Below are 16,013 nucleotides of genomic sequence, written 5' to 3'. Positions count from 1 at the left end.
GCCCGTCTCACCCCACTTCTTCCCGTTCTTCCCGCAGGGCGATCCGCTCCTTCCCCGCGTAGACGTTCATGGAGTTCCCCCGCAGGAACCCCACCAGCGTCAACCCCGTCTCCGTCGCCAGGTCCACCGCCAGCGACGACGGCGCCGAGACCGCGGCCAGCACCGGAATCCCCGCCATGACGGCCTTCTGCGCCAGCTCGAAGGAGGCCCGTCCGGACACCAGCAGGACCGCCCGGGACAGCGGCAGCCGCCCGCTTTGCAGCGCCAGCCCGACCAGTTTGTCGACGGCGTTGTGACGGCCCACGTCCTCCCGTACGTCCAGCAGGTCGCCGTGCTCGTCGAACAGGGCCGCCGCGTGCAGCCCCCCGGTGCGGTCGAAGACGCGCTGGGCGGCGCGCAGCCGGTCCGGGAGACTCGCGAGGAGTCCGGGCTCGAGACGGACCGGAGGGGTGTCCGAGATCGGCCAGCGGGCGGTCGTACGGACCGCGTCCAGGCTCGCCTTGCCGCACAGACCGCAGGAGGACGTGGTGTACACATGGCGCTCCAGGGTGATGTCGGGCACCACGACCCCTGCCGCCGTCCTCACATCCACCACGTTGTACGTGTTGGTGCCGTCCGCGGTCGTCCCCGCGCAGTACACGATGCTGCGCACCTCGGACGGCGACCCCAGAACGCCCTCGCTCACCAGGAACCCGGCCGCCAGCGCGAAGTCGTCGCCCGGAGTGCGCATGGTGATCGCGAGAGGCTTGCCGTTCAGCCGGATCTCCAGCGGTTCCTCGGCCACCAGCGTGTCCGGGCGGGACGAGACGGTCCCGTCGCGGACACGGATCACCTTGCGTCGTTCCGTGACTCGTCCCATCGCTTCTCCCCGGCGGCCGTACGCGTACCCCGATTCCCGACTCCCCGATTATCGAGGCAACGCACGGCTGGGGCCGACCGTCGGGAACGTCCGGCTTTCTGCTGGAGGACGTCCGGCTTTCTGAGGGAAGCCGACAAGCCGGGTGCTCGATTCCTGTGCCTTCACCTGCGGGGTTACCCATGGGTCACTGATCAGACTGGTGATTCCCGCCAACCACGGCAAGCAAGCAACAAGGGGGATCGCCATGAGCGGCTCACGCATCGTCGCCGTCGGTCACTACCAGCCCGCCAAGGTGCTCACCAACGAGGACCTGGCCGGTCTGGTGGACACCAGCGACGAGTGGATCAGGAGCCGGGTGGGCATCCGGACCCGGCACATCGCCGGTCCCGACGAACCGGTGGACGAGCTCGCCGCGCACGCCGCCGCCAAGGCGCTCGCGTCGGCGGGGCTCACGCCCGCCGACATCGATCTGGTCCTGGTCGCCACCTCCACGGCCATCGACCGCTCCCCGAACACCGCTGCCCGTGTGGCGGCCCGGCTCGGTGTGCCGCGGCCCGCCGCCATGGACATCAACGTCGTCTGCGCCGGGTTCACCCACGCCCTGGCCACCGCCGACCACACCGTGCGCGCCGGTGCCGCCACCCGTGCCCTGGTCATCGGCGCCGACAAGATGTCCGACGTGACCGACTGGAGCGACCGGACGACCTGTGTGCTCGTCGGCGACGGGGCCGGTGCCGCCGTGATCGAGGCCTGCCCGCCGGGGGCGGAACCCGGGATCGGGCCGGTGCTGTGGGGCTCGGTGCCGGAGATGGGGCGCGCGGTACGGATCGAGGGAACGCCCCCGCGGTTCGCCCAGGAGGGGCAGAGCGTCTACCGGTGGGCCACCACGCAGCTGCCGCCGCTGGCCCGGCGGGTCTGCGAGCGGGCCGGTCTGGCGCCCGAGGAGCTTGCCGCGGTCGTGCTGCACCAGGCCAATCTGCGCATCATCGAGCCGCTCGCCGAGAGGCTGGGGGCCGTCAACGCCGTGGTCGCCCGGGACGTGAGCGAATCCGGCAACACCTCGGCCGCGAGCATCCCGCTGGCCCTGTCCAAGCTGATCGAACGGGGGGCCGTCACCACCGGCGACCCCGTCCTTCTCTTCGGGTTCGGCGGCAACCTCTCCTACGCCGGACAGGTCGTCCGCTGCCCCTGACGCAGCCCCTGACGGTGCTCTTGACGGTGCTCTTGACGCGCCGGAGAGGGCGGCTGTGACCGGCACGGCCGGCACACCGATCCCGGCACCTTCCGGCACCAGGGCACCGCCTTGTCCCCACCCCGCCCCCCTTCTGCTCCCCCTCCTCTCACCCCTCTTCCCGCCTCACTTTGTCCTCTCCCTGGAAAAAGTCGGCACGAATCCGTGCTCAACTTCTTCCCACTCCCGGCAGTCGCTGCTACGGTCCAGTTCGGACCGAGTCGGCCAGATGGCCGAAAAGCCGTGCGGACAGGCCGAATTGAGGCGGGGAGGGGTTCGTGAGACGTATGACGGCGCGACCCGCCAACGCACACCAGGCCCGGCTGCTGAAGCTGCTGCGCGACGGGGGCCCCAGCTCCCGGGCACAGCTCGGCGACCAGGTCGAGCTGTCCCGCTCGAAGCTGGCCGTGGAGGTGGACCGGCTCCTGGAGACGGGACTGGTCGTCGCCGACGGACTCGCCGCCTCCCGCGGCGGCCGGCGCTCCCACAATGTGCGCCTCGCGCCCAGCCTGCGCTTTCTGGGCGTGGACATCGGCGCGACCTCGGTCGACGTCGCCGTCACCAACGCCGAACTGGAGGTGCTGGGGCACCTCGCCCAGCCGATGGACGTGCGCGAGGGCCCCGTGGCGGTCTTCGAGCGGGTCCTCGCCATGGCCGGGAAGCTGCGGGCCTCGGGGCTCGCGGAGGGGTTCGACGGCGCCGGCATCGGCGTCCCCGGCCCCGTCCGCTTCCCCGAGGGCGTCCCCGTGGCACCCCCGATCATGCCGGGCTGGGACGGCTTCCCCGTACGGGAGGCGCTCAGCCAGGAACTCGGCTGCCCGGTCATGGTCGACAACGACGTGAACCTCATGGCGATGGGGGAGCAGCACGCGGGCGTCGCCCGCTCCGTGGGCGACTTCCTCTGCATCAAGATCGGCACCGGTATCGGCTGCGGCATCGTCGTCGGCGGCGAGGTCCACCGCGGTACGACGGGCAGCGCGGGCGACATCGGGCACATCCAGGCCGTGCCCGACGGACGCCCGTGCGCCTGCGGCAACCGGGGCTGCCTGGAGGCGCACTTCAGCGGCGCCGCCCTGGCACGCGACGCGCTGGAGGCCGCCCAGCAGGGCCGTTCCCCCGAACTCGCGGCCCGGCTGGAGGCGAACGGCCGGCTCACCGCCGCGGACGTCGCCGCCGCTGCCGCCGCGGGCGACCCCGCCTCGCTCGAACTGATCCGGCAGGGCGGTGCCCGCACCGGTCAGGTCATCGCCGGACTCGTCTCCTTCTTCAACCCCGGCCTGGTGGTGATCGGCGGCGGGGTCACCGGCCTCGGCCACACCCTGCTCGCCGCCATCCGCACCCAGGTGTACCGCCAGTCGCTCCCGCTGGCGACCGGCAACCTCCCCATCGTTCTGGGTGAGCTGGGGCCGAAAGCCGGAGTGATCGGCGCGGCCCGGCTCATCAGCGACCATCTGTTCTCACCCGCGTAACCCACACCCGCATCACGCGCACCACCCGCACCACTTGCACCACGCGCACCACCTGTCCCCCGGACCGGTGGTACCGGTCACCGGATCACCAGCACGGCCCCTGCTCTGCCCCGTTCTCACCCTGACACCGGCCCGCGCACACGGGCCCGCCCGCCGAGGTGAACCCACATGGCACCAGAACCACCGCTGCTCAGCATGTCCGGCATCACCAAGACGTTCCCCGGGGTCCGGGCCCTGGACGGGGTGGACCTCGAGGTCCAGGCCGGTGAGGTGCACTGTCTGCTCGGCCAGAACGGGGCGGGCAAGTCCACCCTCATCAAGGTCCTCGCCGGCGCCCACCAGCCCGACAGCGGCACCATCCGCTGGCGCGGTGAACCGGTCACCCTCCGCTCGCCGATCGCCGCGATGCGGCTGGGCATCGCCACCATCTACCAGGAACTCGACCTGGTGGAGCACATGTCGGTGGCCGAGAACGTCCACCTGGGCCATGAACCCACGGCCGCCGGCTTCGTCGTACGACGCCGCTCCGCACACGCCTCGACGGCCCGGCTGCTCCGTCGTCTGGGCCACCCGGAGATCGAACCCGGCCAGTTGGTGGGGGAGTTGTCGGCGGCTCAGCAGCAGATCGTGTCCATGGCGCGGGCGTTGTCCCACGACGTACGGCTCATCGTCATGGACGAGCCGTCGGCCGCCCTCGACCCGGAGGAGGTCGACAACCTCTTCCGCATCGTCACCGCCCTCACCGCCGACGGTGTGGCCGTCGTCTACATCTCCCACCGTCTGGAGGAGATCCGCCGCATCGGCGACCGGGTCACCGTCCTCAAGGACGGCCGGGCGGTCGCGGGCGGGCTGCCGGCCAAGACCACGCCGACCAGCGAAGTGGTCTCGATGATGACGGGCCGCAACGTCGAGTACGTCTTCCCCGAACGGCCCGACCGCACCTACGACTTAGACCCGGCCTCAGGCCCCGCCCCCGGCACCGGTTCCGCCCCCGCCCCCGGCACCGGCCCCGCCTCTGCTTCCCCCGCTCCCTCCGCTTCCCCCTCTTCTTCGCCCCCTTCTTCGCTCTCTTCCTCCTCTTCCCTCTCTGCTTCCGTTCCCGCCCCCGTCCTGGAGGTGCGCGGACTGGCCCGCGCCGGCGAGTTCGAGCCCCTGGACCTCACGGTCCGCCCCGGAGAGATCGTCGGTCTCGCGGGACTGGTCGGCTCCGGCCGCTCCGAAATCCTGGAGACGATCTACGGCGCCCGCCGGCCGACCTCCGGCCGAATCCTTGTCGACGGCCGGCCGATACGCCCCGGCAGCGTCCGCGCCGCCGTCCGCGCCGGAGTGGGACTCGCCCCCGAGGAACGCAAGGCACAGGCCCTGCTCATGCTGGAGTCCGTCACCCGCAATGTGACGATCTCCTCCCTGTCCCGCTTCTCACGCGGAGGCTGGATCGACCGCCGCGCCGAACAGGGGGCGGCGCGGGCGGCCACCCGCGAACTGTCGCTGCGGCCCGACAACCCGGCCGTGCCCGTGCGCACCCTGTCCGGCGGCAACCAGCAAAAAGCCGTCCTGGCCCGCTGGCTGCTGCGCGGCTGCCGGGTGCTGCTGCTCGACGAACCGACGCGCGGGGTGGACGTGGGCGCGCGCGCCGAACTGTACGCGGTCGTCCGCCGACTGGCCGACGAGGGCCTCGCGGTGCTCCTGGTCTCCAGCGAGATCCCCGAAGTCCTCGGCCTGGCCGACCGTGTCCTGGTGCTGCGCGAGGGGCGCGTCGTCCACACCGCGCCCGCCCGTGAGCTCGACGAACACCGTGTACTCGACCTCGTCATGGATGCACACCCCATGGATGCACTCTCCGTGGCCGGCGAAGGGAGCCAGGCGTCATGACACAGCATGTGTCCCCGCCCCGGGACGGCACCGACACGACCGCACCCGTGGCCCGGCGGCCGTCCGCCTGGCACGGTCTGACCGCCCGCGTCGACGTCCGCACCCTCTCCCTGCTCGGGGTGCTCGCCGCACTGATCCTCATCGGCGGCATCACCAAGCCGGACGAGTTCCTGGACAGCCGCAACCTCCAGCTCGTCCTCACCCAGGCCTCCGTGATCGGTGTCGTCACCGTCGGCATGACCTTCGTGATCACCTCCGGTGGGATCGACCTGTCCGTCGGTGCGATCGTCGCGCTGGCCTCGGTGTGGGCGACCACGGTCGCCACACAGGAGTACGGCTTCGGCGGCATCCTGTTCACCGCGGTGGCGGTGGGACTCGGCTGCGGCCTGGTCAACGGACTGCTCATCGCCTACGGCGGCATGGTCCCGTTCATCGCCACCCTCGCCATGCTGGCCTCGGCGCGGGGCCTGGCCCTGCAGATCACCGAGGGCCGGACGCAGATCGTCACCGTCGACAGCGTGCTCAGCCTCGGTGAGCGCGACTCCTATGTGCTGGGCATCCCGCCGCTGGTGCTGGTGTTCGCGGTGGTGACGATCGTCGGCTGGCTCGTGCTCAACCGCACCACCTTCGGCCGCCGCACGGTCGCCGTCGGCGGCAACGCGGAGGCGGCCCGCCTCGCCGGCATCGACGTACGCCGCCAGCGCCTCTACCTGTATCTGCTGTCCGGGCTGTGCTGCGGTATCGCCGCCTTCCTGCTGATCGTCCTGTCCGGCTCGGGCCAGAACACCAACGGCAACCTCTACGAGCTCGACGCCATCGCGGCCGCGATCATCGGCGGCACGCTGCTCAGCGGGGGACGCGGCACCATCACCGGCTCGGTGCTCGGCGTCCTCGTCTTCACCACGATCACCAACATCTTCGCCCTGAACAACCTGCAGAGCGACGTCCAGCAGATCGCCAAGGGCGCGATCATCGTCGCCGCCGTGCTGGTCCAGCGCCGTACCGCGAGCACGACCTGAGGAAAGGGTTCACCGCCATGTCAGCACTCACCAGTCGCAGAGGACTGCTCTTCGGGACCGCCGCCGTCTCGGCCGGTGCCCTCCTCGCCGGCTGCACCAGCAACGAGCCGAAGTCCGGCAAGCCGGCCACGAGCGACCAGCCGGCCACCGACGACAAGCCCGGCAAGCCGGTCACCATCGGCTTCGCCGGACCGCAGGCCGACCACGGCTGGCTCAACGCCATCAACGAGAACGCCAAGAACCGCGCCAAGCAGTACTCCGACGTCACCCTGGAGATCACCGAGGGCTCCAACGACACCGCCACGCAGATCGGCCAGATCGAGACCCTCATCAACAAGAAGGTCGACGTGCTGGTGATCCTGCCCGCCGACGGCAAGGCGCTCACCCAGGTCGGGCTGAAGGCCATGCGGGCCGGCATCCCGGTGGTCAACCTCGACCGGATCTTCAACACCCCGCAGGCGTACCGCTGCTGGATCGGCGGCGACAACTACGGCATGGGCCTCAACGCCGGCCATTACATCGGCCAGAAGCTCAAGGACAAGCCGGAGGCCCGGGTCGTCGAACTCGCCGGCCTGGACAACCTGGAGCTGACAAGGCAGCGCACCCAGGGCTTCGACGACGCCCTGAAGAACTATCCGAACATCAAGAAGGTGGCCCGTCAGGCGGCCGAGTTCACCGTGGAGTCGGGACAGGCCAAGATGGCCCAGCTGCTCCAGGCCCAGAAGAAGTTCGACGCGGTGTGGAACCACGACGACGACCAGGGCGTGGGCGCGCTGCGCGCCATCGAGCAGGCCGGCCGCGACGACTTCCTGATGGTCGGCGGCGCGGGCGCGCTGTCCGCCTTCCAGGCCATCAAACAGGACAACAGCGTGCTGAAGGCGACCGTTCTGTACCCGCCGACCATGGCCGCCTCCGCGATCGACCTGGCCCGCGCCCTCGGCCAGGGCAAGGGCGTCGGCGGGCTCGCCGAGTACGAGATCCCGGCCTCGATCACGCTGTACTCGGCCGTCGTCGACAAGAACAACGTCGACCAGTACATGTCCACCGGTTTCCGCTGATCGTTCCATCCCGCACCCCCGAGGCCATCGCCCCGAGGCCCGTCGCCCCGAGGCCCGTCGCCCCGAGGCCCATCGCCTTGAGGCCCTCACCACGAGGCCATCACCACGAGGACGAGGAGGACATCCGTATGGGACAGCCGCAGCAGCCGGATGGAGCAGCAGGGGACAAGCCGCCGCTCCGCATCGGCATGGTCGGGTACGCCTTCATGGGCGCCGCCCACTCCCAGGGCTGGCGCACCGTGGGCCGCGTCTTCGACCTGCCGCTGCGGCCGGTCCTGGCCGCGATCTGCGGCCGTGACGGGGCAGCCGTCCGAGCGGCGGCCGACCGGCACGGCTGGGCCGCCGCCGAGACCGACTGGCGGGCACTGGTAGCCCGGGACGACGTCGACCTCGTCGACATCTGCACCCCCGGCGACAGCCACGCCGAGATCGCGCTGGCCGCACTCGCCGCGGGCAAGCACGTGCTGTGCGAGAAGCCGCTCGCCAACTCCGTCGCCGAGGCGGAGGAGATGACACGGGCCGCCGAAGAAGCCCAGAAACGGGGCCAGTTGGCGATGGTCGGCTTCAACTACCGCCGGGTGCCGGCCACCGCGCTGGCCCGGCGGATGATCGCCGAGGGCCGGCTCGGCACCCTGCGGCACGTGCGGGTGGCGTACCTCCAGGACTGGCTGGTGGACCCCCAGTTCCCGCTGACCTGGCGGCTGCGCAAGGAGGCCGCCGGCTCGGGCTCCCTGGGCGACCTCGGCGCGCACATCATCGACCTCGCGCAGTACCTGGCGGGGGAGCCGCTGGCCGGGGTGTCCGCGCTCACCGAGACCTTCGTACGGGAGCGTCCCCTGCCCGCGGGAGCCACCAGCGGCCTGTCCGGCGCCTCGACGGCCGGCACCGGGCGGGTCACCGTCGACGACGCCGCCCTGTTCACCGGCCGCTTCGTCTCCGGTGCCCTCGCCTCCTTCGAGGCCACCCGCTACGCCACCGGCCGCAAGAACTCCCTGCGCATCGAACTCAACGGAGAGCGCGGCTCGCTGGCCTTCGACCTGGAGCGCCTGAACGAGCTGCACTACCACGACGGCACCGAACCCGGAGCCCACGCGGGCTTCCGCCGCATCCTGGTCACCGAACCCGACCACCCCTACCTGGACGCCTGGTGGCCGCCGGGCCACGGCCTCGGCTACGAGCACACCTTCGTCCACCAGGCCCGCGACCTGGTCCACGCGGTCGCCGAGGGCACCAGGCCCGAACCCTCCTTCGCCGACGGGCTGCAGGTCCAGCGCGTGCTCGCGGCGGTGGAGGAGAGCGCCGAGAAGAACTCCGTCTACACCCCCGTCGCCTGAGGAGGCTGTCGTCATGCCGCGCGGATTCACCCTGTTCACCGGCCAGTGGGCCGATCTGCCGCTGGAGGAGGTCTGCCGCCTGGCCCGTGACTTCGGTTACGACGGACTCGAACTCGCCTGCTGGGGCGACCACTTCGAGGTCGACAAGGCACTCGCCGACCCGTCGTACCTCGCCTCCCGGCACCAGCTGCTGGACAAGTACGGCCTGAAGTGCTGGGCGATCTCCAACCATCTGGTCGGGCAGGCGGTGTGCGACGCCATCATCGACGAACGCCACCGGGCGATCCTGCCCGCCCGGATCTGGGGCGACGGCGAGCCCGAGGGCGTACGGCAGCGCGCCGCCGCCGAGATGGCCGACACCGCGCGCGCCGCGGCGGCCTTCGGCGTCGACACCGTCATCGGTTTCACCGGCTCCTCCATCTGGCACCTGGTCGCCATGTTCCCGCCCGCGCCCGAGTCGATGATCGAGCGCGGCTACGAGGACTTCGCGACCCGCTGGAACCCGATCCTGGACGTCTTCGACGCCGAGGGCGTGCGGTTCGCGCACGAGGTCCACCCCAGCGAGATCGCCTACGACTACTGGACGACCCAGCGCGCCCTCGAGGCCGTGGACCGCCGGCCGGCCTTCGGCCTCAACTTCGACCCCTCGCACTTCGTCTGGCAGGACATCGATCCGGTCGGCTTCCTGTGGGACTTCCGCGACCGGATCTACCACGTCGACTGCAAGGAGGCCCGCAAGCGGCTCGACGGCCGCAACGGCCGGCTCGGCTCCCATCTGCCCTGGGGCGACCCGCGGCGCGGCTGGGACTTCGTCTCCGCCGGGCACGGCGAGGTCCCCTGGGAGGACGTCTTCCGGATGCTGCGCTCCATCGGCTACGAGGGCCCGATCTCCGTGGAGTGGGAGGACGCCGGGATGGACCGGCTGCAAGGGGCCCCGGAGGCGCTGCGGAAGCTCAAGGAGTTCGACTTCGACCCGCCGAGCGCGTCGTTCGACGCGGCCTTCGGCGGCGAGTAGGGGGCCGCGGAGGAGCTTCGTCCGGCACGCCGTCCGAGGGGCGCGGACCGGGCCGTGACCGGCCGCGCGGTGTGCCGCGCCCTTAGGGGGTGTCGTTTGGATCATGCCGCAGGTCGCGGGGTTCGGCACGCCCATCTGCGGCGTTGTCGTCACTCGCCGACGCTCCGCGTCGGCTCCCTCCTCCGCCTTGCATCTGCACGCACCGAACCCCGCTCACCCCGGACATCAGGCACCGCTCACCGGAGCCGGCCTGATCCAAACGACACCCCCTAGGACGGCGAGCGGGGCAGGCCGGTGGCGCGGGTGCCACCGGCCGGTCCGGCATGCCCGGAAGCCGCTTTGTCCTCGGGCCGGAAAAAGTTCAACTTCCTTGCTGCGCAAGGGCTATCCGATGTCGACAAAGCGAGCTACGGTCCCGGAGTTGTACTGGTCACGACAACTCCGGGGTGACGGCGCACCCCGACGCATGGCATCCGTCCCGTACGCTCCACCCTCCCGGAGGGAACTTCGTGCACAGGAAACGTCGCAGATTCCGCAAGGCACTCGCACTCCTCACCGGCTCCTTACTCGCAGGGACCTCGCTCGCGCTGACCGCGCCGCCGGCGAGCGCCGCCGACCCCGGGGCCACCCGGCCGCCCGCGGCGGCCGCCGAGGACTTCCAGCAGGTCACCCTGGCCAAGGGCGCCGCCGAGGTCGGCGAACCGATGTCGCTGGCCGTCCTGCCGGACCGCAGCGTCCTGCACACCTCACGCGACGGCACCCTGCGTCTGACCGACGCACAGGGCAACACGTCCGTCGCGGGCAAGCTGAACGTCTACAGCCACGACGAGGAGGGACTCCAGGGCGTCGGCGTCGACCCCGACTTCGAGAAGAACCGGTTCATCTACCTCTACTACGCGCCGCCGCTGAACACCCCGGCCGGCGACGCCCCCGAGAACGGCACCGCCGCCGACTTCGCCCCCTTCGAGGGCGTCAACCGGCTCTCCCGCTTCGTCCTGAAGCAGGACGGCACCCTCGACCTGTCCAGCGAGAAGAGCATCCTCGAGGTCCCCGCCACCCGCGGCATCTGCTGCCATGTCGGCGGTGACATCGACTTCGACAAGGACGGCAACCTCTACCTGTCGACCGGCGACGACTCCAACCCCTTCGCCTCCGACGGCTACACCCCCATCGACGAGCGGCCGGACCGCAACCCGGCGTTCGACGCCCAGCGCACCTCGGGCAACACCAACGACCTGCGGGGCAAGATCCTGCGGATCAAGGTCAACCCCGACGGCTCCTACGACATCCCCGAGGGCAACCTCTTCCCCCCGGGCACCCCGAAGACCCGCCCCGAGATCTACGCGATGGGCTTCCGCAACCCGTTCCGGTTCAGCGTCGACAAGCCCACCGGCCACCTCTACATCGGCGAGTACGGCCCGGACGCCGGCACCGCCAGCCCCACCCGCGGCCCCTCCGGCATGGTCGAGTTCAACCGTGTGACCAAGCCCGGCAACTACGGCTGGCCCTACTGCGTCGGCAAGAACCAGCCGTACGTCGACTACGACTTCGCCACCAAGCAGTCCGGTGAGCCCTTCGACTGCTCGGCGCCGAAGAACACCTCGCCGCACAACACCGGACTCGTCGACCTCCCGCCGGCCGAGCCGGCCTGGATCGACTACGACGGCGGTTCGGTGCCCGAGTTCGGCACCGGCTCCGAGTCCCCGATGGGCGGCCCGGTCTACCGCTACGACCCCGGCCTGAACTCCGCCGTGAAGTTCCCCGAGTCCTACGACGGGAACTTCTTCGCCGGCGAGTTCGGCCGCCGCTGGATCAAGCGGATCGTCCACGACGACGGCACCATCCGGTCCATCAACCCCTTCCCCTGGTCCGGGACCCAGGTGATGGACATGGCCTTCGGCCCGGACGGCGCCCTCTACGTCCTGGACTACGGCCTGTCCTGGTTCGGCGGCGACGAGAACTCCGCGCTCTACCGCATCGAGAACGTGACAGGCGGCCACGCCCCGACCGTGACGGCCACCGCGGACAGGACCTCCGGCAAGGCGCCGCTGAAGGTGTCCTTCTCCGCGACCGGCAGCGACGCCGACGGCGACGCCCTCACCTACCGCTGGGACTTCGGTGACGGCACCACCGGCACCGGCCAGTCGCCCCGGCACACCTACCGCACCAACGGCACCTACACCGCCACCGTCACCGTGACGGACACGACCGGCTACACCGCCACCGCCAACGTCCACGTGGTCGTCGGCAACACCGCGCCCACCGTCACCTTCCAGACCCCGGCGGACGGCGCCCTGTTCGAGTTCGGCGACACCGTGTCGTTCACGGTGAAGGTCACCGACCCCGAGGACAGGAGGATCGACTGCTCCAAGGTCACCGTCCGCTACATCCTCGGCCATGACAGCCACGGTCACCCGATCACCTCGACCAACGGCTGCAAGGGCACCATCACCGCGCCGGCCGACTCCGACCACGACCCCAACGCCAACATCTTCGGCGTCCTCGACGCCGAGTACACCGACAACGGCGGAGGCGGCCAGGCCCCGCTGACCACCCACGCCCGGATCGTGCTCCAGCCCCGCCAGCGGCAGGCCGAGCACTTCAGCGGCTTCAGCGGCATCCGCACCTACGACAAGACCCAGGCCCACGGCGGCAAGACCGTCGGTGACATCCACGACGGCGACTGGATCTCCTTCACGCCCTACCACCTCGACGGCGCCCGGACGCTCACCGCACGGATCTCCTCCGGAGGCGCCGGCGGCTACCTGGAGGTCCGCACCGGAGGACCGAACGGCACCCTGCACGGCTCCGGCGTCGTCCCCGTGACCGGCAGCTGGGAGACCTTCCAGGACATCGACATCCCGCTCAGCAGGCTCCCGAAGAAGACCACCGAGCTGTACCTGGTCTTCAGGGGCGGCAGCGGAGCACTCTTCGACGTCGACGACTTCACGATCTCCGACAAGAAGCCCGTGAAGAACGCCAAGCGCGTCCTCGTCTTCACCAAGACGGCCGGCTACCGGCACGACTCCATCGGCACCGGCATCCAGACCCTGAAGGAGCTCGGCGCGCAGCACGGCATCACCGTCGACGCCACCGAGGAGGCCAGGCAGTTCACCACCGCCAACCTCGCCCGCTACGACGCCGTCGTCTTCCTCTCCACCACCGGCACCGTCCTGAACGCCGAGCAGAAGCAGGCGTTCGAGAAGTACATCGCCGACGGCGGCGGCTACATGGGCGTCCACGCCGCCGCCGACACCGAGTACGACTGGCCGTTCTACGGCGGCCTGGTCGGCGCCTACTTCGAGTCGCACCCGCACATCCAGAAGGCCACCGTCCGGGTCCCCGAGCACGACCACCCGGCCGCCAGGGACCTCCCCGACGCGTGGGAGCACACCGACGAGTGGTACAACTACCGCACCAACCCGCGTGACCACGTCCGCGTCCTGGCCACCCTGGACGAGACCACCTACCAGGGCGGCACCATGAAGGGCGACCACCCGATCGCCTGGTGCCACTCCTACCGGGGCGGACGCTCCTTCTACACCGGCCTCGGCCACACCAAGGAGGCCTACGCCGAGGACGCCTTCCGCAGCCATCTGCTCGGTGGACTGAAGTACGCCACCGGCCAGGAGAAGGCCGACTGCAAGCCGCGCACCGGCTACCGGGACCTCTTCAACGGCCACACCCTCGACGGCTGGAAGCAGGCCGGACCGGGCGGCTTCACCGTCGAGGACGGCGCACTGCACTCCTACGACGGCATGGGCCTGCTCTGGTACCAGGCCAAGGAGTTCAAGGCCTACTCCCTGAAGCTGGACTGGAGGATGCGGGGTGACGACAACTCCGGCGTCTTCGTGGGATTCCCCGCCTCCGACGACCCCTGGTCGGCGGTGGACAAGGGATACGAGATCCAGATCGACGCGACCGACGCGCCGGACCGGACCACCGGAGCCATCTACTCCTTCCAGTCGGCGGACATCAAGGCGCGTGACGCCGCACTGCGCCCGCCGGGGGAGTGGAACAGCTACGAGATCCGCGTCGAGGGCGAACGCATCCGGGTGTACCTCAACGGAGTCAAGATCAACGACTTCACCAACAAGGACCCCGAGCGGAGCCTGAAGAGCGGTCACATCGGACTCCAGAACCACGGTCCGTCCGACCACGTGTCGTTCCGCAACATCCGGATCAAGGAGCTGCCCGTGAAGGGCTCCTGACCCCCCCAAGCGGCGGCGGGCGGCAGACGCCGGACTTCCGCCCGCCGCACCCGGCCCGGCCGGGGACCGGGGCGCACGTCCCCGGCCGGGCACGGCACGGGGCCCGGGATCCGCCCGGCCTTTGGGGCCGACCGGCACCGCCCCACCCGTCCGGCTTCGGGTTCGCGTACGACAAGGAGGCTGCCCATGTCCGCCGAACCTTCCCCCTCCTCCTCTTCTTCCTCCCGTTCCTCCTCCCGCACCGGTGTCTGGCTGATCGGCGCGCGAGGCTCCGTCGCCACCACCGCCATCACCGGATGCGCCGCCGTCGCCGCCGGACTGCACCCCACCACCGGCCTCGTCACCGAGACCGAGCCCTTCGCCGCGAGCGGTCTGCCCGCACTGGCGTCCCTCGTCTTCGGCGGGCACGACATCGTGGACTGCCCGCTGCCCAAACGCGCCGAGGCCCTCGCCTCCGCCGGTGTCCTGCCGCACGGTCTGCCCTCCGCCGTCCACGGCGAACTGACCGCCGCCGACGCGGAGATCAGACCCGGCGGACCACTGCCCGGCGACACCCGCGACGAGGACGCCCTCATCGACGCCTTCGCCGGCGACATCCGCGCCTTCACCCGCCGCCACGGCCTCGCCCGCACCGTCGTCGTCAATGTCGCCTCCACCGAACCGGCCCCCGAGGGCACCGCCCTGCCCGCCAGCTCGCTGTACGCGGCAGCCGCCCTGCGCGCGGGCTGCCCCTACGTCAACTTCACCCCGTCGCCCGGGCTGCACCATCCCGCGCTCGCCGCCGAGGCCCGGGCCGCCGCCCTGCCGTACGCGGGCCGGGACGGCAAGACGGGACAGACCCTGCTGCGGTCCGTGCTCGGCCCGATGTTCACGCAGCGGGCGCTGCGGGTGCTGGCCTGGTCCGGCACGAACCTCCTCGGCGGCGGGGACGGCGCCGCCCTCGCCGACCCCGGGGCCGCCGCCGCGAAGAACTCCGGCAAGGAACGGGTCCTCGCGGACACCCTCGGCACGGTCCCCCAGGGCACGGTGCACATCGACGACGTGCCCGCGCTCGGCGACTGGAAGACCGCCTGGGACCACATCGCCTTCGACGGCTTCCTCGGCACCCGGATGACCCTCCAGACCACCTGGCAGGGCTGCGACTCGGCACTTGCCGCGCCCCTGGTCCTCGACCTGGCCCGGCTGCTGGCCCGCGCCCATGAACGCGGACTGACCGGCCCCCGCCCCGAACTCGCCTTCTACTTCAAGGACCCCGACCCGGGCGCCCCCGCCGCGCTGGGGGAGCAGTACGCGGCGCTCCTGGACTTCGGCCGGCAGCTGAGGGACCCGCGATGACCCGCCGCGCCCTGACCGTCCTCGCCCTGACGGCGACCGTCGCCGCCGCCGTCGCGGCCCGCGTGTCCGCGGCCCGCGGCCGGACCCGCCACGGGGAGGACCACGACCACCCGGCACCTCGGACGGAGCACGGGACGAAGCAGAAGCGCAGGACGGAGACCGGCGACCGGCCCGCGGACCCGGCCGCCCCGGCGGGGAGGAACGCCGTGCCCGCGGACCTCACCGGACGGACGGCGGTCCCCGCCGCCCCGGCCGCCTCGCCCGCCGCGGAGCCGTCCCCCGTGCCCGCCCGTCCCGCTCTCCCGTCCCGCCGCCCCGCCCTCGGCACCCCCGCCGACTGGGCCGAACTGCTGCGGCTGCCCGCCCTGTTCACCGTCCCCGGTGACGCCCTCGCCGGGACCGCGGCGGCCGGGCGCACCCCCGGGGCCCGTACCCTCCTCGCCATCGGCTCGTCCCTGTGCCTCTACCAGGCGGGCATGGCGCTCAACGACTGGGCGGACCGCACCGAGGACGCCGCGGAGCGCCCGCACCGGCCGCTGCCGTCCGGACGGATCGCCCCCGGCGCGACGCTCGCCGCCGTCGGCGCGCTCACCTCCCTGGGCCTCGCGCT

Annotated in this window: 11 protein-coding genes; 10 read left to right on the top strand and 1 reads right to left on the bottom strand. The window is 71.4% G+C overall.

The annotated features are described in order from the left end of the window. Positions 1-7: 7 nt before the first annotated feature. Positions 8-859: a formate dehydrogenase accessory sulfurtransferase FdhD gene (gene fdhD / locus ABD224_RS07865; RefSeq protein WP_344048336.1), complete on the bottom strand. Its 852-nt coding sequence runs from the start codon at positions 857-859 to the stop codon at positions 8-10. Between the two features lie 244 nt (positions 860-1,103). Between fdhD and ABD224_RS07860 the strand changes: the two genes are divergently transcribed. The 10 genes from ABD224_RS07860 to ABD224_RS07815 all read left to right on the top strand — a co-directional run. Next, complete coding sequence (locus ABD224_RS07860) at positions 1,104-2,051, top strand: beta-ketoacyl-ACP synthase III (RefSeq protein ID WP_344048334.1); 948 nt, start codon at positions 1,104-1,106, stop codon at positions 2,049-2,051. Positions 2,052-2,377: 326 nt separating this feature from the next. Beyond that, positions 2,378-3,559 (top strand): ROK family transcriptional regulator, encoded by a 1,182-nt coding sequence (locus ABD224_RS07855; RefSeq protein WP_344048332.1) that lies wholly within the window; start codon positions 2,378-2,380, stop codon positions 3,557-3,559. 168 nt (positions 3,560-3,727) lie between these two features. After that, positions 3,728-5,431: a sugar ABC transporter ATP-binding protein gene (locus tag ABD224_RS07850; RefSeq protein WP_344048330.1), complete on the top strand. Its 1,704-nt coding sequence runs from the start codon at positions 3,728-3,730 to the stop codon at positions 5,429-5,431. Then, the gene (locus ABD224_RS07845; RefSeq protein WP_344048328.1) at positions 5,428-6,450 is read left to right on the top strand and encodes an ABC transporter permease; all 1,023 of its coding nucleotides are present in this window, start codon (positions 5,428-5,430) and stop codon (positions 6,448-6,450) included. The genes ABD224_RS07850 and ABD224_RS07845 overlap by 4 nt, the downstream gene beginning before the upstream one ends. A 17-nt stretch (positions 6,451-6,467) precedes the next feature. Next, positions 6,468-7,508 (top strand): substrate-binding domain-containing protein, encoded by a 1,041-nt coding sequence (locus ABD224_RS07840; protein ID WP_344048326.1) that lies wholly within the window; start codon positions 6,468-6,470, stop codon positions 7,506-7,508. A gap of 128 nt (positions 7,509-7,636) precedes the next feature. Next, positions 7,637-8,842, top strand: coding sequence for a Gfo/Idh/MocA family protein (locus tag ABD224_RS07835; protein ID WP_344048324.1), 1,206 nt, complete (start codon positions 7,637-7,639; stop codon positions 8,840-8,842). 13 nt (positions 8,843-8,855) lie between these two features. Then, positions 8,856-9,857 (top strand): sugar phosphate isomerase/epimerase family protein, encoded by a 1,002-nt coding sequence (locus tag ABD224_RS07830; protein ID WP_344048322.1) that lies wholly within the window; start codon positions 8,856-8,858, stop codon positions 9,855-9,857. 509 nt (positions 9,858-10,366) lie between these two features. Next, on the top strand, positions 10,367-14,068 hold the full coding sequence (locus ABD224_RS07825; protein WP_344048320.1) for a ThuA domain-containing protein: 3,702 nt from the start codon (positions 10,367-10,369) through the stop codon (positions 14,066-14,068). A 186-nt stretch (positions 14,069-14,254) separates the two neighbouring features. Further along, positions 14,255-15,403 carry an inositol-3-phosphate synthase gene (locus ABD224_RS07820; RefSeq protein ID WP_344048318.1) on the top strand — a complete coding sequence of 383 codons (1,149 nt, stop codon included), beginning with the start codon at positions 14,255-14,257 and terminating at the stop codon, positions 15,401-15,403. Continuing rightward, positions 15,400-16,013: UbiA family prenyltransferase (locus tag ABD224_RS07815; protein WP_344048315.1), on the top strand; the 614-nt coding region annotated here is incomplete at its 3' end. The genes ABD224_RS07820 and ABD224_RS07815, both read left to right, overlap by 4 nt.

The sequence above is a fragment of the Streptomyces thermoalcalitolerans genome, from assembly GCF_039525155.1.
Classification (GTDB): domain Bacteria; phylum Actinomycetota; class Actinomycetes; order Streptomycetales; family Streptomycetaceae; genus Streptomyces; species Streptomyces thermovulgaris.
This window is presented reverse-complemented; position numbering and strand designations above follow the sequence as displayed.